The sequence below is a fragment of the Pseudarthrobacter sp. SL88 genome (genome assembly GCF_026672455.1).
Lineage (GTDB): Bacteria > Actinomycetota > Actinomycetes > Actinomycetales > Micrococcaceae > Arthrobacter.
In genome coordinates, this window is sequence record NZ_JAPPRD010000001.1 from 3,132,940 (window position 1) to 3,154,782 (window position 21,843).

The following is a 21,843-nucleotide window of genomic DNA, read 5'->3' on the forward strand; positions in this document are numbered from 1 at the left end:
TACTGGTCAGTAGAACTGCTGGCCGGTGCGCGCCGTTTCAATCCGGCGGAACACCCGCTCACCGCCCTTGACCCACAGCCGGTGCCGGAGGGGAGAAAGAACGTAGTCGTGGCACCCCACAAAGTCGGTGACGGTCTTGGTGAAGCTGGTCTTGAACATCCCCATGCCGTACAGGTTGTGGCTCTTGTCCTTGATCCGTGATGCCGGTGGCGTGCCGCAGAAGTCGTACTCGGTGCAGCCCAGTTCCTGCATCCTCCGGATGGCGGACCACTGGACCAGGTGCGAGTCGCCGTACTGTTTGCGGTTTTGCGTGGAGCCGCCGTCCTTGTAGGTTGCCTTGGCACCATAGTTGATGACGAACGCACCGACGCTGGGCTTTCCGTCTTCGTAGGTGAAGAAGAAGTTGCCCTGGCCGCGGTTGCAGAATTCGTCCCAGAACTGCGCGTAGTACTCGTAACTGCGCAAGGGCATCGATCCCTTGGCCTTTACGGTGTCGGCCATGAGGTCGTAGAGGGCACGGTAGGTTTCGGGCCCGGGTTCCCGGCGAACTACCTCGCAGCCTTCCCTTTCGGCGCGCCGGACGGCGTTGCGGGCGCGGGAGGAGATGGCCTTGAGGACTTCCTCGTCCGTACCGGAGATGTCCAGCAGCGCCGTGGAGTCGTTGGACTGGATGTTGGGGGCCTTGGCCAGGCCGGCGTCAGCCAGCGTGGCGCGGGCGGCAGCGGAATCCACGATGTCCGGCTCGATCTTGATAGTGAACACGTTGAGCCTGCGCTCCCGGACCAGGGCGGCACAAGACTCCAACGCCGTTTTGAGATGCCCGGCGTCGGCGAGGTCCGGGCCCTTGATGAGGTACCAGAGCCGTCCCAGCGGCGGAACGGCCTTCTCCAGGACCAGGTTGTAGCTGGCGGTCCCGCCGCCTTCCAGCACCAGGAAGCGGACCTTCCAGCCGCTGCCGTTCTTCACGGACGCGTAGGCCGCCGACTGCAGCATGTTGCCGCCGTTGGGGTTGGCCGTGACGTGCTTGTCCCAGTTTTCAATTTCCTCGGCTGTGGCAAAACGTGCGGTGAATTCTGGCAAGGGGGCCGTGTCCAATCGGGGTTGATGCTCGGTGCTGTTCTCGGTGCTGCTGTTGCCGTTCCTGCGCGGACATGCAGCCTCAAGTCTAAAGCCTGCGGCGGTCCGGGCCGCGCCCGGGGAACTTGGCGGACGGCCGTCCGGCGGGCCCTGGACCCCTCCGCGCGCCTGCCTTGACTCGCGCACCACGATTCGCAAGGGTGGTGAGATGGAGCCGAACACGGGACAGTCCACCTTGCCGTCGGAGCGAAAGTCCCGCACGTACCGGCCGGCGGTCCAGGCGGCCGGGCTGGCGGGTTTCCTGGTGGCGTCCTTCCTCGTGGCCGGCCTTGGCGGACTCGCTTCCACCAGCAACGTCGACGGCTGGTACGCCACGGCGGAGAAGGCGCCCTGGACACCGCCGAACTTTGTGTTCGGCCCCGTGTGGACGCTGTTGTACACGGCCATGGCCGTGGCCGCCTGGCTGGTGTGGCGCAAGCGCACCAGGCGCACGCGTCCTGCCCTGATTGCCTACGCCGTCCAACTGGTCCTGAACCTCGCCTGGACCCCGATGTTTTTCGGTCTCTACCCAACGCTGGGAACGCCGGCACTGTGGCTGGCCCTGGTGATCATCCTGGCGTTGATCGTTGCCGTCGTCGTCACCATCCTGTATTTCGGCCCCATCAGCCGCACAGCGGGGTTGCTGCTGCTGCCCTATGTGGCGTGGCTGGTGTACGCCTCAACGCTGAACGTGTGGGCGGCCATCAACAATTAGCGTCCGGGCGAAGCAGACCAGGAGCCTCCCATGACCGACCGGGTTCCCGTGGTCAGCATTCGACGACGTTGACGGCGAGGCCGCCCATCGCGGTTTCCTTGTATTTGGAGGACATGTCCTTGCCGGTTTCGCGCATGGTGATGATGACTTCGTCGAGGGAGACCCGGTGGGTCCCGTCGCCCCAGAGCGCCATTTTTGCCGCGTTGATGGCCTTGGCCGCGGCGATCGCGTTCCGCTCGATGCACGGAACCTGCACCAGCCCGCCGATCGGATCACAGGTCAGGCCCAGGTTGTGTTCCATCGCGATTTCCGCGGCGTTCTCCACCTGCGCCGGGGTGCCGCCCATGACCTCGGCGAGTCCCGCCGCCGCCATGGACGACGCCGATCCCACCTCGCCCTGGCAGCCCACCTCGGCACCCGAAATGGACGCCTGTTCCTTGTAGAGCACCCCCACGGCGCCGGCGGCGAGCAGGAACCTGGCCACCACGCCGTCGCGGTCTTCCTGCGTTGCCTGGTCCATGCCCGGGGCGAAATGCAGCGCGTAGTACAGGACCGCGGGGATGATCCCGGCCGCCCCGTTCGTCGGGGCGGTAACCACCCTCCCGCCGGAGGCGTTCTCCTCGTTCACGGCCAGGGCCACCAGGTTCACCCACTCCTGCCAGTACCTGGGGTCATGGAAGTCCCAGTCCGTGAACTCCAGGTCCTGGCTGTCCTCGCCGGGGCGGGCGCATTCCTTTTTCAGCCGGTCGAACCAGTCCGGGGCGCGGCGGCGGACCTTCAACCCGCCCGGCAGCACCCCGTCACGCTTCAACGACGTCGCCACGCACGCCTCCATCACGGACCAGATATGCAGCAGCCCCGCCCGGATCTCCTCCTCGGAACGGGAAGACTTCTCATTGACCAGCATCACGTCGCCGATCCCCAACCCGGTGTCCGCGCAATGCCCCAGGAGCTCCGCAGCGGTCCGGAACGGCAACGGCAGCTCCTTCTTGGACTCATCCAACTCCTGCTGCGCGGCATCCTCCTCACCCTCACGGACAATGAACCCGCCGCCCACGGAGAAGAACGTGGCCCGGTGGAGTTCCCCGCCGTTGCCGTCCGAGACGGTGAACGTCATCCCGTTCGTGTGCCGCGGCAACACCGTCAACGGCCGCAACACCATGTCCTTCACCCCGTACGGCAACGCCACGCCTGCCCCGCCGCCGGCACCCGCCAGCTGCAGCGTCCCGGTCTCGGCGATCACAGCCAACCGCTCCTCCACCTCCGCCGGGAGGATCCTTTCGGGGTGGAACCCCTCCAGGCCCAGCAAGATGGCCGTCATCGTCCCGTGCCCATGCCCCGTCGCAGCCAACGACCCATACAGATCCACCCGCAGCCCTGCCACCCGGGACAACACCCCGCTGCTCTTCAACTCCTCGGCAAACACCGCAGCAGCCCGCATCGGCCCCACAGTATGAGAAGACGAAGGCCCAATACCAACAGAAAACAGATCAAAAACACCAACAGCCATGACGTCCTACTTGGTGCGCTTGTAGAATGGCAGCTCGACGACTTCGAACGGTTCGGCCTTGCCACGGAGGTCCACGTCGAGGGCTGTTCCGGGGGCGGCGTGTTGGACGTCGACGTAAGCCAGCGCCACCGGGTAGCCGAGGGTGGGTGAGGGCTGTCCGGAGGTGACCTCACCAACCACTGCCCCGTCCTTGAGGACCGGATAGTGGGCACGGCCGGCACGGCGGCCCAGGCCTTTCAGGCCCACCAGGCGACGGCCGGTGGTTGATCCCGCGCCGGCTTCCTTCTTTGCTGCCAGCGCAGCTTTGCCCACGAAGTCGCCCTCTTTGGACAGCGCGACGACGGGACCCAGTCCAGCTGAGTAAGGATCGCCCTGCAGGGAGAGTTCGTTGCCATACAGGGGCATCCCGGCTTCCAGTCGGAGCGAATCCCGGGATGCGAGGCCCGCCGGAGTGAGCTCCCCGTCGTCGGCCAACGCGAGGAGTGCCTGCCAAAGCCCCACGGCGTCATCGTTGGGCACGAAGATCTCAAAGCCGTCTTCGCCGGTGTAGCCCGTGCGGGCCAGCAGGAGGGCGAGTCCGGCTCCGTTGACCAGGAACGGGACTTCCACCGCGGCGTAGTACTTCAGCCCGGTGACGTCTGCGTGCTGGGCCGCGGGAACCAGCCGGAGCAGGAGGTCCTGCGCCTTGGGCCCCTGGACGGCGATCAGCGAAGTTTCCGCCGAGGCGTCCTGCACGGTGACGTCGAAGCCGGCAGCGCGGTCCTGCAGGGCCCCGGCTACTACCTTGGCGTTGCCTGCGTTCGGGACCACCAGGTACTTGGCTGTTCCGTCCGCAGCCGCGGGGAGGCGGTACGTGATCAGGTCGTCGATGATGCCGCCGTCGGTGTCACAGATCAGCGAGTACTTGGCCTTGCCCACCGCGATGGCTGACGGCTTTCCTGCCAGGGCGTAGTCGAGGAATGCTGCGGCGTCCGGGCCGGTGACCCAGACTTCACCCATGTGGGAGAGGTCGAACAGGCCGGCCGCGTTGCGCACGGCGTGGTGTTCGGCGAGCTCGGAGCTGTACTTGAGGGGCATCTGCCAGCCACCGAAATCGGTGAAGGAGGCGCCCAGCTTCTGGTGCTCGCCGTAAAGGGCGGTGTAGTTCTCAGTCATGGGAAGTCCTTAGGGAGCAGCTGTTAGGCCTGTCGAATGTGGTGATTGGGCTTGTCGACATCAAGGTTTCGGCAAGCCCAACCACCGAGCAACCTAGTTTTCGAAGGAGGTATCTTCCTCGAACGCCTCGAGGGGCGGGCAGGAGCAGACCAGGTTGCGGTCGCCGGCTGCGCCGTCGATGCGGCCCACGGGCGGGAAGTACTTGTCCTGCTTGTGGTGTGCCGGGAATGCGGCCTGCTCGCGCGGGTAGGCGCGGTCCCAGTCGGAGCTGACGACGGCTGACGCCGTGTGCGGTGCACGCCGCAGCGGGGAATCTGCGACGGCGAAGTCGCCGTTGGCCACCTGGTCGATTTCCTTGTGAATGGTGATCATGGCGTCGATGAAGCGGTCGATCTCGGCGAGGTCCTCGGACTCGGTGGGCTCCACCATCAGGGTCCCGGCCACCGGGAAGGCCAGGGTGGGCGCGTGGAAGCCGAAGTCGATCAGGCGCTTGGCCACGTCCTCGGCGGTCACTCCGGTACGGGCGGTGAGTTCGCGCAGGTCCAGGATGCACTCGTGCGCCACGAGCCCGCCCTCACCCGTGTAGAGCACCGGGTAGAACTCGTTCAACCGGGCAGCAACATAGTTCGCGGCCAGCAGCGCGGACTTAGTGGCCTCGGTCAGGCCCGTACCGCCCATCAGCTTCACGTACGCCCAGGAAATCGGCAGCACCCCGGCGGACCCGAACCGGGACGCGGAAATCGCCACGCCGTGGCCCTCCTCATGCGCGGCTTTATTCGCATCGCCGGGCATAAACGGGGCCAGGTGCGCCTTCGCAGCGACCGGTCCGACGCCGGGCCCGCCGCCGCCGTGCGGGATGCAGAACGTCTTGTGCAGGTTCAGGTGCGAGACGTCGCCGCCGAACTTGCCCGGCTGCGCCAGGCCCACGAGGGCGTTCAGGTTCGCGCCGTCCACATACACCTGTCCCCCTGCGGCGTGGACCGCGTCGCAGATCTCGGTCACGTCGCCGTCGTAGACGCCGTGGGTGGACGGGTAGGTGATCATGATGCAGGACAGGACATCCCGGTTCGCCTCGATCTTCGCCGTCAGGTCATCGTGGTTGATGGTGCCGTCCGCGGCCGTGGCGACAACAACCACCTTCATGCCCGCCAGCACGGCGGAGGCGGCGTTGGTGCCGTGCGCGGAGGCAGGGATCAGGCACACGGTGCGCTGCTCATCACCGCGGGAGCGGTGGTAGCCCCGGATCGCCAGAAGGCCGGCGAGTTCACCCTGGGAACCGGCGTTGGGCTGGATGGAGACCTGGTCGTACCCGGTGATCTCGGTCAGGTCAGCCTCGAGCCCGGTGATCAGTTCACGCCAGCCCTCGGTCTGGGAATCCGGAGCGAACGGGTGGATGGAGGCGAACTCCGGCCAGGAAATCGCTTCCATCTCGGCGGTAGCGTTCAGCTTCATGGTGCAGGAACCCAGCGGGATCATGGTCCGGTCCAGGGCCAGGTCCCGGTCGGACAGGCGGCGGATGTAACGCAACAGCTGCGTCTCTGACCGGTGCGTGTTGAACACCGGGTGCTCCAGATAGCCGGAGGACCGCTCCACCCCGGCATCCAGTGCGAAGCTCCCGCCCCCGGCGACCTTGGCGCCAAAGATGTCCACGACGTCGGCGACGACGGCCGTCGTCGTGGTTTCATCCAGGGAGATGCCTACGGTATCTGCATCGATGGAGCGCAGGTTGATGCCGCGTGCCTCAGCATCGGCAATAATGCCGGCGGCGCGGCCGGGAACCCGAACGGTGATGGTGTCGAAGAAGCTCTTGTGCAGGACTTCCACGCCGGCGGCCGCGAGGGAGGCCGCCAGGGTGCGGGCGTGGGCGTGCGTCGTTTCCGCGATCGCTTTCAGCCCGTCCGGGCCGTGGTAAACGGCGTACATGGAAGACACGATGGCCAGCAGTGCCTGCGCGGTGCAGATGTTGGACGTGGCCTTCTCGCGGCGGATGTGCTGCTCGCGGGTCTGCAGGGCCAGGCGGTAGGCAGGGACGCCGGCGTCGTCCTTCGAGACGCCCACCAGGCGGCCCGGCAGCGAGCGTTCCAGCCCCTTGCGGACGGCCATGTAGGCGGCGTGCGGGCCGCCGAAGAACAGCGGAACGCCGAAACGCTGGGTGGAGCCGACGGCGATGTCCGCACCCTGCTCACCCGGAGGAGTGATCAGGGTCAGCGCCAGCAGATCAGCAGCAACGGTGACCAGCGCGCCGCGCTCCTTGGCGGCGGAGATGGCATCTGCCTGGTTGAAGACACGGCCCGAGGCGCCGGGCTGCTGGAGCACGATGCCGTTGATGTCGCCCTCGGGCAGGCCCTTAGAGAGGTCGGCGACCTCCACCTTGAAGCCGAGCGCTTCGGCGCGGCCCTTGACGATGGCGATGGTCTGCGGCAACACGTCGATGTCCAGGACCGTTTTACCGTCAGCGGCAGGCTTGGCCTTGTTGGCGCGGCGCATCAGCAGGACTGCCTCGGCCACCGCCGTCGCTTCGTCCAGCAGGGATGCGTTGGCAATCGGCAGGCCCACCAGGTCCTGGACCATGGTCTGGAAGTTCAGCAGCGCCTCCAGCCGGCCCTGCGAGATCTCGGGCTGGTACGGCGTGTAGGCGGTGTACCAAGCCGGCGCCTCAAGGATGTTGCGGCGGATCACGGCCGGGGTGATGGTGCCGTAGTAGCCCTGGCCGATCAGCTGCACGGCGGTCTTGTTCTTCGCAGCAAGGCGTCGCAGCTCGGTTAGGACCTCAACCTCGCTGAGGGCGTCCTGCAGTTTCAGGGCCGTCTCCTGGCGGATGACCTGGGGAACGGCGGTATCGACCAGGGAGTCGACGGTGTCGTAGCCCACGGCCTTGAGCATGGTGTCGACGTGGTCCTGGCGCCGGGCACCGATATGGCGGTCGACGAAAGTGGTGGAGGCTGAACTAACCGTCACGGGGGAACTCCAGATACTCAGGCGGCGCAGGGTACGCCACAGCGATTCGGGTCCCTCCCCGCTCTGTATTGGACCTGAGAGTTTCCGCGGCGCCTGCATGGACAGGACCCGCTTGCACCGTCGGTGAGCACAACGGTCCGGCATCCGGTAACGGGGTGCCTGGACGGCCTGCTGCTTTCCAGAGGTGCCTCGCCGCGGCGGTACAGGGGCCTGCGAGATTCCTGGGGAGGATTTGCTCCTACGGCGCCTGCCGAACGTTGTGGCAGGACTCTCCCGCCGCAGATCAAAGGCTATTCAATTGGATGTGTACGCGGGGCCGTCCGGTGACGACTCCCACAACGCTTAATTCTCCTACGCCACGGCCCCCGGGGCAAATGTCCTGCTAGCGCCGGAGCCGCACCAGTGCTGCCAGCAATTCGTCGACGTCCGCGGCCGCGCCGCCTTCGGGGACGGGGCCAACGGAGAGCATGGCGTTGAAGTAGAGGCCGTCCCCCATGTACAGCACGGCCTTGGCCAGGGCCGGCCCCACGTCGGCGGCGATTTCGTCGAGCCACCGCCGCTGGATCGCAGCGAATCGGCGGCGGGTTTCTTCATGCGCCACCTCCGCCAGCCTGGTGGCGGCGACGATGGCCCGGTCCAAGGGGGTGTCTCCCCACACCGAGGACCGGATGAAGTAGGCCGCTGCGCCCTCCGATGCGGCGGCCATGGCATCGGCGTCTTCTCCCGCGAGCGTGTCCAACTGGTCCAGGAGCGCCTGGATCAGGGCTTCCTTGTTCGGAAAGTGGTAGAGGAGCCCGCCCTTGGAGACGCCGGCCTTTCGGGCCACGGCGTCCAGGGTGGCGGCTCGCTCCCCCACCTCAATCAACAGGGTGGCGAAGGCGTCAAGGACGGCTTCGCGGGCGACTGGCTTTCGGGGCATGCCATCCATCATGCCTTCCCGGGATGTCAGGGGCTCAACTCAGCCATCACTCCAAACTGTACCGTCTGGACGGTATAGTTAATTCCATGACCATCTCGACGCACCGTGATGCACCCCTGCTCCAGGGACCCGCCACGCCACGGGCCCCGTGGCGCGACTGGCTGGCCCTTGCGCTGCTGATGTTTCCCGTACTGCTGGTGGCCGTGGACAACACGGCCCTGACCTTCGCCCTGCCCGCGATCGCCCAGTCCCTGAACCCTTCCGGGGTGCAGCTGCTCTGGATCGTGGATGCCTACCCCCTGGTCTTGGCGGGGCTGCTGGTGTGCATGGGCAGCCTCGGCGACAGGATCGGCCGGCGGCGGCTGCTCCTCACCGGCAGCCTGGGCTTTGCCGCACTCTCGGCCGCCACGGCGTTCGCGCCAACGGCGGAATGGCTGATCGCAGGACGCGCCGCCCTGGGCTTCTTCGGGGCCATGTTGATGCCCTCTACCCTCTCGCTCATCCGCAACATCTTTGCGGAGCCCAACCGCCGCCGGCTGGCGGTGGCCATCTGGGCCGCCGGCTTCTCCGGCGGGGCCGCCCTGGGGCCGATTTTCGGCGGCTGGTTGGTGGAGCACTACTGGTGGGGCGCAGTCTTCCTGGTCGCAGTGCCGCTCATGCTGCCACTGATCGCCCTGGGTCCGGTGCTGATTCCGGAATCGAAGAATCCGGAACCGGGGAAGGTGGATTTTCCCAGCATCGTGCTGTCCCTGCTGGTGATGGTGCCACTGGTGTACGGCATCAAGGAAGTGGCTACGGAAGGAGTGTCCGGCACCGGCCTTGGCGCCATGGCTTTCGGCCTGGCCATGGCAGTCGTTTTTGTCCGGCGACAGCTCCGGCTGCCGCATCCCCTGCTGGACATGTCGCTTTTCCGCAACCGGGTGTTCAGCATGGCCATCACCGCAAACGTCCTGGCCCTGTTTTCCTTCAACGGCTTCATCCTCTTCCTGGCCCAGCACCTGCAGCTGCTCGAGGGCATGACGCCGTCCGCCGCAGGCGTCGCCATGATCCCGGCCCTTGTTGCCACTGTGGTGGCAGGCCTGGTGGTGGTGCCACTGGTCCGGAAGGTTAGGCCCGGCTTCGTGGTGGGCACGGGCTTGGCGTTCAGCGCTACGGGGTACAGCCTGGTGACGTTCGGGAACCACGACGGCGGGCCCACACTGCTGCTGGCAGCCTTGCTGATCCTGGCGCTGGGCGTGGGGACGGCTGAAACCATCTCCAACGACCTCATCCTCGGTGCGGCTCCGGCGCACAAGTCAGGTGCAGCGGCCGCCATCTCGGAGACCGGATACGAGGTGGGGGCGCTGCTGGGGACGGCCGTACTGGGCTCCATCCTCACGGCCTCCTACCAGCACAACCTGCACCTCCCGGCCGCTGTGGACGGCACCGCCACGGAAGCAGCCCGCCACAGTGCCGGCGAAACACTGGCCGGCGCCATGGACCTCGCAGCCGGGCTTCCGGCCCCGCTGGCCGATGCCGTCCGCCAGGCCGCAGCCGCCGCCTTCGACTCCGGCGTGCACGTCACCGCGGCGATTGGGCTGGTCCTGATGGCCACCGCGGCAGTCTGCGCCGCCGTCGTTCTTCGCAAAGTGCCCAAGGCCGCGTAACAGCACCACGGCACATGGCAGCGCGTAGGCCTTAACGGCAAAGGCGCCCTGCGCCGGAGATCAGCCTCCGGCGCAGGGCGCCTTATTCCTGCCGTGGCGGCAGCCCGCTGCTACTTTTCGTCAGGAGCGGTGACGCTGGCGGTTGGCTTGAGCGTCTCGGCGTTCACCATCCAGGCGAACTGCTCCAGCTTGGCGATGAACTCGTGCAGCAGGTCTGCGCTGGTGGGATCTTCCTCATCCACCTCGTCATGAACCTTGCGCATGGTGCCCACGGCGGCCTCCATGGCTGCAACGATCCGCTCGATGGCGTCCTTGGTGCTGATCAGCCCCTCGGGAAATTCCGCCAGGGCAGTCGACTTCGACACGGTGGAGCTGCGGCCGTCAGGCAGTGCATGGAGGGCCCTCATGCGTTCGGCGGTGTCATCGGCGAACTGGCGGGCGGCATCAACGATCTCATCCAGCTGCAGATGGAGGTCCCGGAAGTTGGTGCCCACAATGTTCCAGTGCGCCTGCTTGCCCTGGATGTGCAGCTCGATCAGGTCGGCGAGTACGGCCTGCAGATTGTTGGTCAGGGTCGGTGAAGCTTTCATGGGAGTCCTCCTCGATTGGTCCAGTAACTTCGAAACTATCAGCGCCCGGGCCACCCGGCATGGGCCTGGGCGGATATTTCTCAGTGAGCTTACTAATTTTGCCGCACAGTCATAAACGAACGTGATTCATATTCCCTCTTGCGCGACCGCCGTCACACCTCCATACTAAATGAACGCCATTCATATAGTGACCCCGGTCATAAGCTTTCAGAAAGCGGTGCCATGACAGAAGCACTCCGCACCAGCTCCATCGCCGCGCGGGGCGAGGAATTGCCCGGCAGCGGCGACATTACCGCCAAGGGACTAAAGGGCGGGCAGCTGGGGCTCCTCGCCGTCGTCGTCCTGGGAATTTCCACGATCGCCCCCGCCTACACCCTGACCAGCGCACTGGGCCCCACCGTCAATGAAGCCGGGCTCCAGCTGCCCGTGATTTTCCTGATCGGCTTCATCCCCATGATCCTGGTCTCGCTGGCCTACCGGGAACTCAACGCCGATTCACCGGACAGCGGCACCACCTTCACCTGGGTCAGCAAAGCGTTCGGCCCCTGGGTCGGCTGGATGGGTGGTTGGGGCCTCCTGGCGGCCAACATCATCGTGCTGTCCAACCTCGCCGGCGTGGCCGTCGATTTCTTCTACCTCTTCCTGTCCCAGCTCACCGGTTCACCGGAATTGGCGGAACTGGCCGATAACAAGGCCCTGAACGTCCTGACCTGCCTGGTTTTCGTCGCCCTGGCTGTCTGGGTCAGCTACCGCGGACTGCACACCACCAAAGTGGTGCAGTACGGCCTGGTGGGATTCCAGCTGCTGGTGCTCGGCCTGTTCGTCGGCATGGCCTTCGTCAACTGGTCCACCTCGGAGACCGCCATCCCCTTCAGCTGGGAGTGGTTCGACGTCACCAGGATCGAGACCTTCGGCCAGGTGGCCGCAGGAATTTCACTGTCCATCTTCGTCTACTGGGGCTGGGACGTCTGCCTCACAGTGAACGAGGAGACAGCCAACGGCAAGAAGACGGCCGGCGTGGCGGGCACCCTGACGGCCGTCATTGTCCTGGCCATCTACCTGCTGGTGAGCATCGCCACCATGATGTTCGCCGGCGTCGGCGATACCGGCAACGGGCTGAACAACGCGGAGAACCACGAGAACATCTTCACAGCGCTGGCCTCCCCCATCATGGGCCCGTTCGCCATCCTGATGTCCCTCGCAGTGCTCTCCAGCTCGGCCGCGTCCCTGCAGTCCACGTTCATGTCCCCGTCCCGCAGCCTCCTGGCGATGGCCCACTATGGGGCCCTGCCTGAACCCTTCAGCCGCGTCAGCCGGAAGTTCGCTACGCCGGGCTTCGCCACCATCGCTGCCGGCATCATGTCCGCGGGGTTCTACGCCGTGATGCATGTGGTCAGCGAGAACGTCCTCAATGACACCATCCTGGCCCTGGGCCTGATGATCTGCTTCTACTACGGCCTGACGGCACTGGCCTGCGCCTGGTACTTCCGGCACAGCCTCTTCACCAGCGTCCGCCATTTCGTGTTGCGGCTGCTGTGCCCCGTGCTGGGCGGCGTGGGCCTGTTCGTCGTGTTCTTCCAGACCGCCGTGGACAGCCTGGCGCCCGAGTTCGGCAGCGGCTCCGAAATCTTCGGCGTGGGACTGGTGTTCATCCTCGGCGTCGGCATCCTGGCGCTCGGCGCGGTCTTCATGCTGATCATGGCCCGGGTACGCCCCGGTTTCTTCCGTGGCGAAACGCTGCGGAAAGACACCCCGGCCCTGGTGGTCCCTGAGTAAGGGCGCCTGCACACGACAGGAAAGGTGCCGTTCCCGCCAACGCGGGGACGGCACCTTTCCTGTTTGACGACGGCGGCTGTCACCAGAAGTGCGCCACATCCACCACCAGCCGGGAGCCTGAACCCGGCCCGTCCAGCGTGAAGACACGGAACGGAAGACGGGCGCGGACGCCCACGCCGAGAGTGCTCTGGCCCTCAAAGCTTCCTGCCCAGACCACCTGGCGGAAGGTCTGGTAACCGGAGACGTTGGCGAGCTCAACCTGGTCGGCGGATTTGTACGTGGCGTCGCCGTTCCCGTCATAGGCAGGTGCCCGGACAACCACCTGCAGGCGGGCGCCACCCCGGACCTCGACCGGTTTGCCGGAACCGTCCTGAGTGATTTGCCCAACGTAACGGACGGAGTAGCCGGGGGCCGGGCCGCTGCCCAGGTCAACCACCAGCCGGTCGAAGCAATAGTGCTGTCCGGTGCGGACATTAGTGACGGGCGCGCCGCTCATGGAGTCGTCCGTCTTCATTAGCGAGCCCCATGTGAGCCCGCAATACGAGGTGGTTGCCGAGGCGGGCCCCGGAACCAGCAATCCCAGTCCGACGGCCACAAGGATGGCCGTGAACCAGATGGAGAGTTTTTTCATTGTGGTGCCACCCAAGGAAGGAGCGATTGGATAGCTCCAGATTAGGACGGCGGGAACGGTGAAACGAGGCCTGTGGCCGCTTCGGGGCGGAACCGTTAGCCTGCCGTCCGCAGCATTAAGGCTGCATAAAACAGGGGCCGTTTCCGGGGCCTTCTTAACCCGTTCGGCACCGTTCCTGCACCTGCCCGTTACCACCCATAACGGTTGCCCGGGGGATACGGGAAAGCGCCAGCCACCCCACTGGGGTGGCCGGCGCTGAAACCTGGTGGAAGCTCAGCCTTCGCAGTCGCGGCAGTACTTGAGGCCGTTCTTTTCGAGGGCAACCTGCGACCGGTGGCGGACCAGGAAGCACGAGGAGCACGTGAATTCGTCGGACTGCTCCGGAACGACAACAACTGTCAGTTCCTCGTTGGAGAGGTCGGCGCCGGGCAGGTCAATGCCTTCAGCGGTGTCGTTCTCTTCGAGATCGATGACGGCGGTCTGCGCGTTGCCGCCGCGGGACGCCTGGAGTGCCTCAAGCGAGTCAGCGGGAGACTCTTCTTCCTGCTTGCGTGGAGCATCGTAATCGGTAGCCATAGCGTGTTCACTTTCGTTGCTGCACAGCGCCATTTCAGGCACCTCAGTGCAGCAGTTTAGGGCATGACCCCGTTACAGGCGCAATAGTGTGCTCAACCAGCCAGTCAGCCTACGCCGGCGGTCGATTCGTCGTGCCGTGCGCGGGCATGGTCGGCCCCCACTGCCACGCCGCTCAGGGCCGGAAGCCAGCCCCAGCGGGATGCCTCAGCCATGGCGTCAGCGGCCTGTTCCGGGGATGTGAAGGCGAAGGCGGTGAACCACTGGCGGAACCTGCCGGGAATGTTCTCTGTCATTCCTGAAACTTAGGCGCCGGATGTTGTGTGCGCGTTTCCCCGGTATCTCTGCCTGGTTAAATCCGGAAGTGCCCAGGGCTGAGGGCGCGCCCTCAGCCGGGTGGCGCCGTACTGCTGCGCAGGACAAGTTCCGGTTCCACCACCAGCGTCCGGGGACCCGGCGTGCCGCCGAGCTCCGCGAGCATCATGTCCATGCACCGCCGGCCGAGTTCTTCAAAGTCCTGCCGGACCACCGTCAGCGGCGGACAAAAGTAGCCCGCCTCAGGCTGGTCGTCAAAGCCCACCACGGATACGTCCTGCGGTACCCTGATGTCCGCCTCGTTCAGCGCCCGCAGGACCCCGAGGGCCATCTGGTCGTTGCCCACAAAGAGCGCCGTGGCACGGGGGTTGGCCGCCAGTTGCCGGCCAATTCCGTAGCCGCTGCCCGCGCTCCAGTCACCCTCGATAACCAGGTCTGCGGCGAGTCCGGCGGCTTCAAGGGCGGCACGCCAACCGTCGGCGCGGGCCACGGCGTCTATCCAGTCCTGCGGCCCCGCGATGTGCCCGATCCGCACATGCCCCTGCCCAATGAGGTGTTCCACCGCCAGTTCGGCGCCGCGGCGCTGGTCCACCTTGACCCCGCCAACTGTGTCATTTCCGTTGGACCCAACGGCCACGACCGGCACTCCGATGGGCAGTTCTGCCAGTGCGGCCAATGTCTCCAGGTGCGGAACAATCACCACGATTCCGTCCACGGACTGGTCCAGGAAGTGCCGGACGGCGTCCAGGATCGCGTCCCGGCTGACCTCCCGCAGCGCAGCCACACTGACGAAATATCCTGCGTCCCGGGCCGCGCGCTCCACCCCCAACATGGTGTTGGCAGGGCCGTACTGCGAGAGCTCACTGCCCAAGACACCGATGGTCTGTGAACGCCGGGTGACCAGGCTCCGTGCGGCGGTGTTGCGGCGGTAGCCGAGTGTGGCGATCGCCGCTTCCACCTTTCCACGGGTCCCGGGGCTGACGCTCGGATGGTTGTTGACCACCCGTGACACGGTTTGGTGCGAGACCCCGGCGAGTTCCGCCACGTCCTCGAGCCTGGGCAGCCGGCGTGGCCTGCTGTCCGTCACGGGGTCCGTGTCCGCGGCAGCCACCGGGGCCGGCACCTTAGCCGTGCCATCGGATCAGATCCCGCCCGCAAGTTTGTAGTAGGCGGCGTTCCAGTTCAGGTCCTTCTTGAACTGGCGGATGGTGGTGCCTTCGTCGATGGTGAGCAGTTCGGTTTTCGCAATCTCGGCGAAGTCCTCGAACACGTCCATACCCACCTGGGTTGAAAGCACCGTGTGGTGCGCGGCGCCTGCGGTAAGCCAGGCGGCGGCGGACGTGGCGAAGTCCGGTTTGGGCTCCCACAGGGCGCGGGCCACCGGCAGGTTGGGCAGCGGCTGGTCCAGCGGGACGACGTCCACGGCGTTGGCCACCAGGCGGAAACGGTCCCGCATGTCGGACAGGGCGACGACGACGCCCGGGGAGGCATCGGCGTCGAACACCAGCCGCACGGGGTCTTCCTTGCCGCCGATGCCGAGCGGGTGGATTTCCAGCCGCGGCTTCGCGGCCGTCAGGGAGGGGCAGACCTCGAGCATGTGGGCGCCGAGGATCTTCTCCGCCCCGGGTTCCAGGTGGTAGGTGTAGTCCTCCATCAGGGACGCGCCCCCGGGCAGGCCGGCACCCATGACCTTCGCGGCACGGACCAGGATGGCGGTCTTCCAGTCACCCTCGGCACCGAAGCCGTACCCGGCGGCCATCAGCCGCTGCACGGCCAGGCCGGGAAGCTGGCGGAGGGCGCCAAGGTCCTCGAACGAGGTGGTGAACGCGGCCGACCCGTTGGCCTCGAGGAAGCTGCGCAGCCCGAGTTCGATCCGGGCGCCGTACCGCAGCGAGTCGTGCCGGGCCGCGCCCGTGCGGAGCTCCGGCACCACCTCGTAGAGGTCCTCATATTCGGCCACCAGGGCGTCGACGTCGGACTCCGGAGCGCCGTGCACGGCGTCCGCCAGCTCGTTCACGGACCAGGTGTTGACGGCGACGCCGAAGCGCAGCTCCGCCTCCGTCTTGTCGCCTTCGGTGACGGCAACGTTCCGCATGTTGTCGCCGAAGCGGGTCAGCTTCAATGTCCGGACAGCGGCCCAGCCCGCTGCGGCACGCTGCCACGAACCCACCTGCCGCGCCACCTCGGGGTTGGAGACGTGCCCGACGACGGTCTTCCGGGCGATGCCCAGGCGGGACTGGATGTACCCGAACTCGCGGTCGCCGTGCGCGGCCTGGTTCAGGTTCATGAAGTCAAAGTCGATGTCCGCCCACGGCAGGTCACGGTTGGCCTGGGTGTGCAGGTGCAACAACGGCTTCCGCAACAGGTCCAGGCCCTGGATCCACATCTTGGCCGGGCTGAAAGTGTGCATCCAGGCGGTGACGCCGATGACGGAATCATCCGAGTTGGCCTCAAGGGCGGTGCGGCGAATGGCGTCGGAATCGGTCAGGACAGGCTTCCAGACGATTTTGACCGGGACGGCGGAGGAGGCGTTGAGCTGGTTGGCGATCTCCTGGGACTGGGCGGCCACCTGCTTGAGGACTTCCTCCCCGTACAGGTGCTGGCTGCCGGTAAGGAACCAGACCTCATAGCCGTCAAGGGAAGTGGATGCTGCTGTACTCATGGGTTCTCCTGGAAAGTTCCTGGTGTCCACAGGCGTTATTGGCCGTAGACGTTCTGGTAGCGGGCGTAGAGGGAGTCGATGTGGCCCTGGTCGATGGGCAGCGGGTCACCGAGCTGCCGGGCGATGTGCACCGTGCGGGCCACTTCCTCGCACATCACGGCAGCCTTCACCGCAGACTTGGCGTCCTTGCCGATGGTGAACGGGCCGTGGTTCTGCATGAGAACTGCCGGCGAATTGGAATTTTTCAGCGTCTCCACAATGCCGTGGCCGATCGAGTCGTCACCGATCAGGGCGAACGGTCCCACCGGGATGGATCCGCCGAATTCGTCACCCATCATGGTCAAAACGCACGGAATGGCCTCACCCCGTGCAGCCCAGGCGGTGGCGTACGTGGAGTGCGTGTGCACCACGCCGCCCACTTCACGCATGTGCCGGTACACGTAGGCGTGCGCTGCCGTGTCCGACGAGGGCGACAGCGGCGGATTGCCCCAATCGACGGTGCCTCCAGCACCGACATTGGTTCCCCGGACGGGGGTGCCGTGCAGGTCAGTGACGATCATCTGCTCCGGGGTCAGGTCCTGGTAGGAGACGCCGGAGGGCTTGATGACCATAAGGTCCGTTCCGGGCACGCGGGCCGAGACGTTGCCGGCGGTCCACACCACCAGTTCATAGCGGGTCAGTTCGGCATGCAGCGCGCACACTTCCTGCCGGACCCGGGCAATGGTCTCCAGGATTCCTGCTGCGACGCTCATGCGGACACCTCCGTGGGAGCCTCTGACGCAGCGGCCGACTGCGTGATCCCCGGGGTTGTGCGCCGGATACCGGAGGGCGTCCCGTCATGAACACCGATGACGGGATGGCCGAGGCCTGGCCCGGGGATGGAAGGGAACAACGAATCTGGCATGTGGTGCCTCCGTCCGGGAGGCAGCGGCCTCATTACCGGGTTCTGTAGGGATCGGGTAGTGCTAAGTGCTGCAGTAAGTGTGAACGCTAACAAAGTAGAAGTCAATGAAGCGGAAAGGTTCTTGAAATTCAAACCCCGGCCTCTTGTTAGCGTTCACAAATGGGTCTATATTGAACCGACACATCAACAATGTGGCCAGGATCGGCAGCACGGGTGCTGCCTGATCCAACAACACTTCGTGGCAGTGCTGCCGCGGAAGGAGATTATGGTGAGAATCAAAAAACTGATGGGCGCGGTGGCCCTTGTCCTCGCCCTGACGGTGGGCGCCACCGGTTGCGGCTCCCGCGGCGGAACGAGCGAATCCAGCGGTGCTGCCGCCAACCCCAGTGATTCACTGGTTGGCATCTCGATGCCTACGCAGACCTCCGAACGCTGGATTGCAGATGGCGCCAACGTCGAAAAGTCCCTGAAGGACCTCGGCTACAAGACGGACCTCCAGTTCGCCAATGACGACATCCCCACCCAGGTGTCGCAGATCGAAAACATGCTGACCAAGGGCGCCAAGGCCCTGATCATTGCCGCCATTGACGGCACTACCCTGACCGACGTCCTGGCCAAGGCCAAGGAGCAGAACGTTAAGGTCATCGCTTACGACCGCCTTATCAACGGCACGCCCAACGTGGACTACTACACCACGTTCGACAACTACACCGTTGGTGTCCAGCAGGCTACCTCGCTGCTGACCGGCCTGGGCCTCGTCGATGCCAGCGGCAAGAAGGTGGACGGCAAGGGCCCCTTCAATGTCGAGCTTTTCGCGGGCAGCCCGGACGACAACAACGCCAACTTCTTCTGGACCGGGGCCATGGACACCCTCAAGCCCTACCTGGACGCCGGCACCCTCAAGGTCCCCAGCGGCCAGACCAAGTTTGAGCAGGCGGCGATCCTCCGTTGGCAGGCGCCTGTTGCCCAGAAGCGCATGGAAGACATCATCACCTCCGCCTACAGCTCCGGTACCAAGCTGAACGGCGTGCTGTCCCCGTACGACGGCCTGTCCATCGGCATCATCTCGGCCCTTACCAGCACCGGCGGCTACGCCAAGGGAAGCCTGCCCGTCGTCACCGGCCAGGACGCCGAAAAGGGTTCTGTGAAGTCGATCGTTGCCGGCGAGCAGTACTCCACGATCTTCAAGGACACGCGGCAGCTCGGCGCCCAGGCCGTCAAGATGGTCGACGCCGTCCTCAAGGGCCAGGAGCCGGAAACCAATGACACCAAGACCTACGACAACAAGGTCAAGGTGGTCCCTGCCTTCCTGCTGAAGTCCGTCATCATCACCAAGGACAACTACAAGAAGGAACTGATCGACTCGGGTTACTACACCGACGCTGACGTCAAGTAGTCAGCGTCCGGCAGCTGTGGCCGGACCCGGGGTCCGGCCACAGCTTCCTCCCGCAGCCTTCTGCAGCAGCAGGACGGCCAACCTTTCGACCAGTCAGTGGGAATTGACGATGAACACACCCATTCTTCAAATGCGAGGAATCACCAAGACGTTCCCGGGCGTGAAAGCGCTGCAGGACGTCACCCTGGACGTGAACCGTGGCGAGGTCCACGCCATCTGCGGTGAAAACGGAGCCGGGAAGTCAACGCTCATGAAAGTGTTGTCCGGCGTCTATCCTCACAACACATTCGACGGGGAGATCCTCTTCGAAAACGAACCCTGCAACTTCTCCAGCATCTCGGACAGCGAGAAGCGGGGAATTGTCATCATCCACCAGGAACTGGCCTTGAGCCCGTTCCTGTCCATAGCCGAGAACATCTACCTGGGCAACGAACAGGCCACCAACGGCTGGGTGGACTGGCGCAAGACCAACCTCGAGGCAGCAAGGCTGCTGGCGCGCGTTGGCCTGGATGAAAATCCGGTCACCCCCGTGCAGCACATCAGCGTCGGCAAGCAGCAACTGGTCGAAATCGCCAAGGCCCTCTCCAAGGAAGTGAAGCTGCTGATCCTTGACGAGCCCACCGCCGCTCTTAACGACGAGGATTCCGGCCATCTGCTGGACTTGATCCTCCACTTGAAGGGCCAGGGTGTCACCAGCATCATCATCAGCCACAAACTCAACGAGATCCGGAAAGTGGCTGACGCGGTCACCATCATCCGGGACGGTAAGACCATCGAAACCCTGCGGCTCGATGAAGGCCAGATCACCCAGGAACGGATTATCCGCGGCATGGTGGGCCGTGACCTGGAGAGCCTGTATCCGGAGCGTGAGCCCAACATCGGCGACGAGGTCCTGAGGATCGAGGACTGGTCCGTTCGCCACCCGCAGGATCACAGCCGCATGGTGGTCCGCAACGCAAACCTGCACGTCAGGAAGGGTGAAGTGGTAGGGCTGGCAGGCCTCATGGGCGCCGGCCGCACCGAACTTGCCATGAGCGTCTTCGGCCGGACCTATGGGACCACCGTCTCCGGCAAGGTCTACAAGTACGGCGAGGAAATCAACACCTCCACAGTGTCTGACGCCATCGGGCACGGCATCGCGTACGCCACCGAGGACCGGAAGCATTACGGCCTGAACCTCATCGAGGACATCAGGCGGAACATCTCCCTGGCTGCATTGCGCAAGCTCGCCAAGCGCGGCTTCGTGGACAAGAACCAGGAGACCGTGGTGGCCAACGGCTACCGCAAGAGCATGAACATCAAGGCGCCCTCCGTGGCCGCCATCACCGGCAAGCTGTCCGGTGGAAACCAGCAGAAGGTAGTGCTGAGCAAATGGATGTTCTCCGACCCCGACGTGCTCATCCTTGATGAACCCACCCGCGGGATAGACGTCGGCGCCAAGTTCGAGATCTACACGATCATTGCCAAACTCGCAGCCGAAGGAAAAGCAGTCATTGTGATTTCCTCGGAACTTCCCGAACTGCTGGGCATCTGCGACCGCATTTATACCCTCGCAGCCGGCCACATCACCGGTGAAGTGCCCATCGCAGAAGCGACCCAGGAAACCCTGATGCACTACATGACCAAAGAGAAGGAATAGCGAAATGTCCGCCCTACGAGAATCGCTCGGATTCCTCACCAGCCGCCTCCGCCAGGTTGGCATTTTCGTTGCCCTGATCCTGATCGTTCTGCTCTTCCAGGGGCTCACCGGTGGGATCCTGCTGCAACCCCAGAACGTCACCAACCTGGTGGTCCAGAACAGCTACATCCTGATCCTTGCCATCGGCATGGTGATGGTAATCATCGCCGGACACATCGACCTTTCCGTCGGCTCGGTAGCCGGGTTCATCGGCGCCGTCGCGGGCGTCATGATCGTGCACTGGGGCTGGCCGTGGTGGGCCGCCATCCCCGCCTGCCTCCTGGTTGGCGCCTTGGTGGGCGCCTGGCAGGGCTACTGGATCGCCTATGTGGGGATTCCGGCCTTCATCGTCACGCTGGCGGGCATGCTGATTTTCCGGGGGCTGACCCTCATCACCCTGAGGAACCAGCAGATCACCCCCTTTCCCGCGGAGCTGCGGGCCCTCGGCGGAGGCTTCCTTCCGGACATCTCCGGAGGCACCTCCGTGCTGGAATGGCTCACCGTCATCCTGGGCGTCGGCGCCACCGCTGCCCTGCTGATCCAGGCCTTCAAAGAGCGCAGGATCCGCCGGAAGTTCGATCTTGAAAGCGAACCCCTGGTCTGGTTCATCATCAAGACCGCGTTCACTTCGCTGCTCATGCTCATCATCACCTTCCTGCTGGCGTCCTACCGGGGCACGCCGATCGTCCTGGTGGTCCTGGCCGCACTGGTGATCGCCTACACCGCCCTCATGAACAACAGTGTCTTCGGGCGGCACACCTACGCCATTGGCGGGAACCTCCACGCGGCTGAGCTTTCCGGCATCAAGACCAAGGCCGTCACGTTCCGCCTGTTCGTGAACATGGGTGTTCTTGCCGCACTGGCCGGCCTCGTCTTCACTGCCCGCCTCAACTCGGCACAGCCGGCCGGCGGAACCGGCTTCGAACTCGACTCCATCGCCGCAGCATTCATTGGCGGCGCCGCTGTCACCGGCGGCATCGGAACCGTGGCCGGAGCAATGATCGGTGGCCTGATCATGGGCGTCCTCAACAACGGCATGTCCATCCTGGGCCTTGGCACCGACTACCAGCAGCTCATCAAGGGCCTGGTGCTCCTTGTCGCCGTCGGGTTCGACATCTTCAACAAGAACCGCAGCGGTGGCGGCGGCGGGATTGGAAAGCGCTTCAAACTGAAGACCAGTCCGCCGCCCGCAGAGGAGAAGCCCGCTCCGGTTTCCAACGAAACGGTGGAGGCAGGCCGCAAGTAGTACTTTCTGCAACCCGTACGAAACGAAGGCCCCCGTTGACATGGACCACGTCC

The 21,843-nt window shown here is 65.1% G+C and carries 18 protein-coding genes and 1 riboswitch; of the genes, 6 read left to right on the forward strand and 12 right to left on the reverse strand.

Features of this window, described 5'->3' with window-relative positions:
* Positions 1–6: 6 nt before the first annotated feature.
* Positions 7–1,080, reverse strand: a complete 1,074-nt coding sequence (locus tag OVA06_RS14155; protein ID WP_268159163.1) for a lipid II:glycine glycyltransferase FemX — start codon at positions 1,078–1,080, stop codon at positions 7–9.
* A gap of 205 nt (positions 1,081–1,285) precedes the next feature.
* Between OVA06_RS14155 and OVA06_RS14160 the strand changes: the two genes are divergently transcribed.
* Positions 1,286–1,831 carry a TspO/MBR family protein gene (locus OVA06_RS14160; protein ID WP_268159165.1) on the forward strand — a complete coding sequence of 182 codons (546 nt, stop codon included), beginning with the start codon at positions 1,286–1,288 and terminating at the stop codon, positions 1,829–1,831.
* A 52-nt stretch (positions 1,832–1,883) separates the two neighbouring features.
* Here OVA06_RS14160 and OVA06_RS14165 read toward each other — a convergent pair whose 3' ends face one another.
* From OVA06_RS14165 to OVA06_RS14180, 4 genes are all read right to left on the reverse strand, one after another.
* Complete coding sequence (locus OVA06_RS14165; RefSeq protein WP_268159167.1) at positions 1,884–3,341, reverse strand: L-serine ammonia-lyase; 1,458 nt, start codon at positions 3,339–3,341, stop codon at positions 1,884–1,886.
* 6 nt (positions 3,342–3,347) lie between these two features.
* The gene (gene gcvT / locus OVA06_RS14170) at positions 3,348–4,496 is read right to left on the reverse strand and encodes a glycine cleavage system aminomethyltransferase GcvT (RefSeq protein ID WP_268159169.1); all 1,149 of its coding nucleotides are present in this window, start codon (positions 4,494–4,496) and stop codon (positions 3,348–3,350) included.
* 93 nt (positions 4,497–4,589) lie between these two features.
* Complete coding sequence (gene gcvP, locus OVA06_RS14175; protein ID WP_268159170.1) at positions 4,590–7,454, reverse strand: aminomethyl-transferring glycine dehydrogenase; 2,865 nt, start codon at positions 7,452–7,454, stop codon at positions 4,590–4,592.
* Between the two features lie 188 nt (positions 7,455–7,642).
* Positions 7,643–7,740: riboswitch (glycine riboswitch) on the reverse strand.
* A 96-nt stretch (positions 7,741–7,836) separates the two neighbouring features.
* Positions 7,837–8,373, reverse strand: a complete 537-nt coding sequence (locus OVA06_RS14180) for a TetR/AcrR family transcriptional regulator (RefSeq protein ID WP_268159171.1) — start codon at positions 8,371–8,373, stop codon at positions 7,837–7,839.
* A gap of 86 nt (positions 8,374–8,459) precedes the next feature.
* Between OVA06_RS14180 and OVA06_RS14185 the strand changes: the two genes are divergently transcribed.
* Positions 8,460–10,019, forward strand: coding sequence for an MFS transporter (locus OVA06_RS14185; protein ID WP_268159172.1), 1,560 nt, complete (start codon positions 8,460–8,462; stop codon positions 10,017–10,019).
* A gap of 110 nt (positions 10,020–10,129) precedes the next feature.
* Here OVA06_RS14185 and OVA06_RS14190 read toward each other — a convergent pair whose 3' ends face one another.
* Positions 10,130–10,609: a Dps family protein gene (locus OVA06_RS14190; protein WP_015936097.1), complete on the reverse strand. Its 480-nt coding sequence runs from the start codon at positions 10,607–10,609 to the stop codon at positions 10,130–10,132.
* 222 nt (positions 10,610–10,831) lie between these two features.
* On the opposite strand from OVA06_RS14190, the gene OVA06_RS14195 reads away from it, so the two are divergent.
* Complete coding sequence (locus OVA06_RS14195) at positions 10,832–12,385, forward strand: APC family permease (RefSeq protein ID WP_268159173.1); 1,554 nt, start codon at positions 10,832–10,834, stop codon at positions 12,383–12,385.
* Positions 12,386–12,464: 79 nt separating this feature from the next.
* On the opposite strand, the gene OVA06_RS14200 is transcribed toward OVA06_RS14195, so the two are convergent.
* The 6 genes from OVA06_RS14200 to OVA06_RS14225 all read right to left on the reverse strand — a co-directional run bounded on the left by OVA06_RS14200 (position 12,465) and on the right by OVA06_RS14225 (position 17,318).
* Positions 12,465–13,016 (reverse strand): AMIN-like domain-containing (lipo)protein, encoded by a 552-nt coding sequence (locus OVA06_RS14200; protein ID WP_056078539.1) that lies wholly within the window; start codon positions 13,014–13,016, stop codon positions 12,465–12,467.
* Between the two features lie 273 nt (positions 13,017–13,289).
* Entirely contained in the window at positions 13,290–13,592 is a 303-nt protein-coding gene (locus tag OVA06_RS14205) for a DUF4193 domain-containing protein (RefSeq protein ID WP_056078542.1), read from the reverse strand.
* Between the two features lie 104 nt (positions 13,593–13,696).
* Positions 13,697–13,885, reverse strand: coding sequence for a hypothetical protein (locus tag OVA06_RS14210; RefSeq protein WP_056078545.1), 189 nt, complete (start codon positions 13,883–13,885; stop codon positions 13,697–13,699).
* Between the two features lie 92 nt (positions 13,886–13,977).
* Positions 13,978–14,991, reverse strand: coding sequence for a LacI family DNA-binding transcriptional regulator (locus OVA06_RS14215; RefSeq protein WP_268160800.1), 1,014 nt, complete (start codon positions 14,989–14,991; stop codon positions 13,978–13,980).
* A gap of 54 nt (positions 14,992–15,045) precedes the next feature.
* The gene (araA, locus tag OVA06_RS14220; protein WP_056078548.1) at positions 15,046–16,566 is read right to left on the reverse strand and encodes an L-arabinose isomerase; all 1,521 of its coding nucleotides are present in this window, start codon (positions 16,564–16,566) and stop codon (positions 15,046–15,048) included.
* A 35-nt stretch (positions 16,567–16,601) separates the two neighbouring features.
* The gene (locus tag OVA06_RS14225; RefSeq protein WP_268159176.1) at positions 16,602–17,318 is read right to left on the reverse strand and encodes an L-ribulose-5-phosphate 4-epimerase; all 717 of its coding nucleotides are present in this window, start codon (positions 17,316–17,318) and stop codon (positions 16,602–16,604) included.
* A 417-nt stretch (positions 17,319–17,735) separates the two neighbouring features.
* Here OVA06_RS14225 and chvE point away from each other — a divergent pair, with 417 nt between their 5' ends.
* From chvE to mmsB, 3 genes are all read left to right on the forward strand, one after another.
* Positions 17,736–18,866 carry a multiple monosaccharide ABC transporter substrate-binding protein gene (gene chvE, locus OVA06_RS14230; RefSeq protein ID WP_200937757.1) on the forward strand — a complete coding sequence of 377 codons (1,131 nt, stop codon included), beginning with the start codon at positions 17,736–17,738 and terminating at the stop codon, positions 18,864–18,866.
* Between the two features lie 109 nt (positions 18,867–18,975).
* Positions 18,976–20,505, forward strand: a complete 1,530-nt coding sequence (gene mmsA / locus OVA06_RS14235; protein ID WP_268159178.1) for a multiple monosaccharide ABC transporter ATP-binding protein — start codon at positions 18,976–18,978, stop codon at positions 20,503–20,505.
* Between the two features lie 4 nt (positions 20,506–20,509).
* On the forward strand, positions 20,510–21,790 hold the full coding sequence (gene mmsB / locus OVA06_RS14240; RefSeq protein ID WP_268159180.1) for a multiple monosaccharide ABC transporter permease: 1,281 nt from the start codon (positions 20,510–20,512) through the stop codon (positions 21,788–21,790).
* The last annotated feature ends 53 nt before the right edge of the window (positions 21,791–21,843 follow it).

Coding starts and splice junctions, on each gene's coding strand:
- OVA06_RS14185 (WP_268159172.1), top strand. CDS start 8,460: ATGACCATCTCGACGCACCGTGATGCACCCCTGCTCCAGGGACCCGCC.
- gcvT (WP_268159169.1), bottom strand. CDS start 4,496: ATGACTGAGAACTACACCGCCCTTTACGGCGAGCACCAGAAGCTGGGC.
- OVA06_RS14225 (WP_268159176.1), bottom strand. CDS start 17,318: ATGAGCGTCGCAGCAGGAATCCTGGAGACCATTGCCCGGGTCCGGCAG.
- araA (WP_056078548.1), bottom strand. CDS start 16,566: ATGAGTACAGCAGCATCCACTTCCCTTGACGGCTATGAGGTCTGGTTC.
- OVA06_RS14165 (WP_268159167.1), bottom strand. CDS start 3,341: ATGGCTGTTGGTGTTTTTGATCTGTTTTCTGTTGGTATTGGGCCTTCG.
- mmsB (WP_268159180.1), top strand. CDS start 20,510: ATGTCCGCCCTACGAGAATCGCTCGGATTCCTCACCAGCCGCCTCCGC.
- OVA06_RS14160 (WP_268159165.1), top strand. CDS start 1,286: ATGGAGCCGAACACGGGACAGTCCACCTTGCCGTCGGAGCGAAAGTCC.
- OVA06_RS14180 (WP_268159171.1), bottom strand. CDS start 8,373: ATGCCCCGAAAGCCAGTCGCCCGCGAAGCCGTCCTTGACGCCTTCGCC.
- mmsA (WP_268159178.1), top strand. CDS start 18,976: ATGAACACACCCATTCTTCAAATGCGAGGAATCACCAAGACGTTCCCG.
- OVA06_RS14195 (WP_268159173.1), top strand. CDS start 10,832: ATGACAGAAGCACTCCGCACCAGCTCCATCGCCGCGCGGGGCGAGGAA.
- OVA06_RS14190 (WP_015936097.1), bottom strand. CDS start 10,609: ATGAAAGCTTCACCGACCCTGACCAACAATCTGCAGGCCGTACTCGCC.
- chvE (WP_200937757.1), top strand. CDS start 17,736: ATGGTGAGAATCAAAAAACTGATGGGCGCGGTGGCCCTTGTCCTCGCC.
- OVA06_RS14210 (WP_056078545.1), bottom strand. CDS start 13,885: ATGACAGAGAACATTCCCGGCAGGTTCCGCCAGTGGTTCACCGCCTTC.
- OVA06_RS14205 (WP_056078542.1), bottom strand. CDS start 13,592: ATGGCTACCGATTACGATGCTCCACGCAAGCAGGAAGAAGAGTCTCCC.
- OVA06_RS14200 (WP_056078539.1), bottom strand. CDS start 13,016: ATGAAAAAACTCTCCATCTGGTTCACGGCCATCCTTGTGGCCGTCGGA.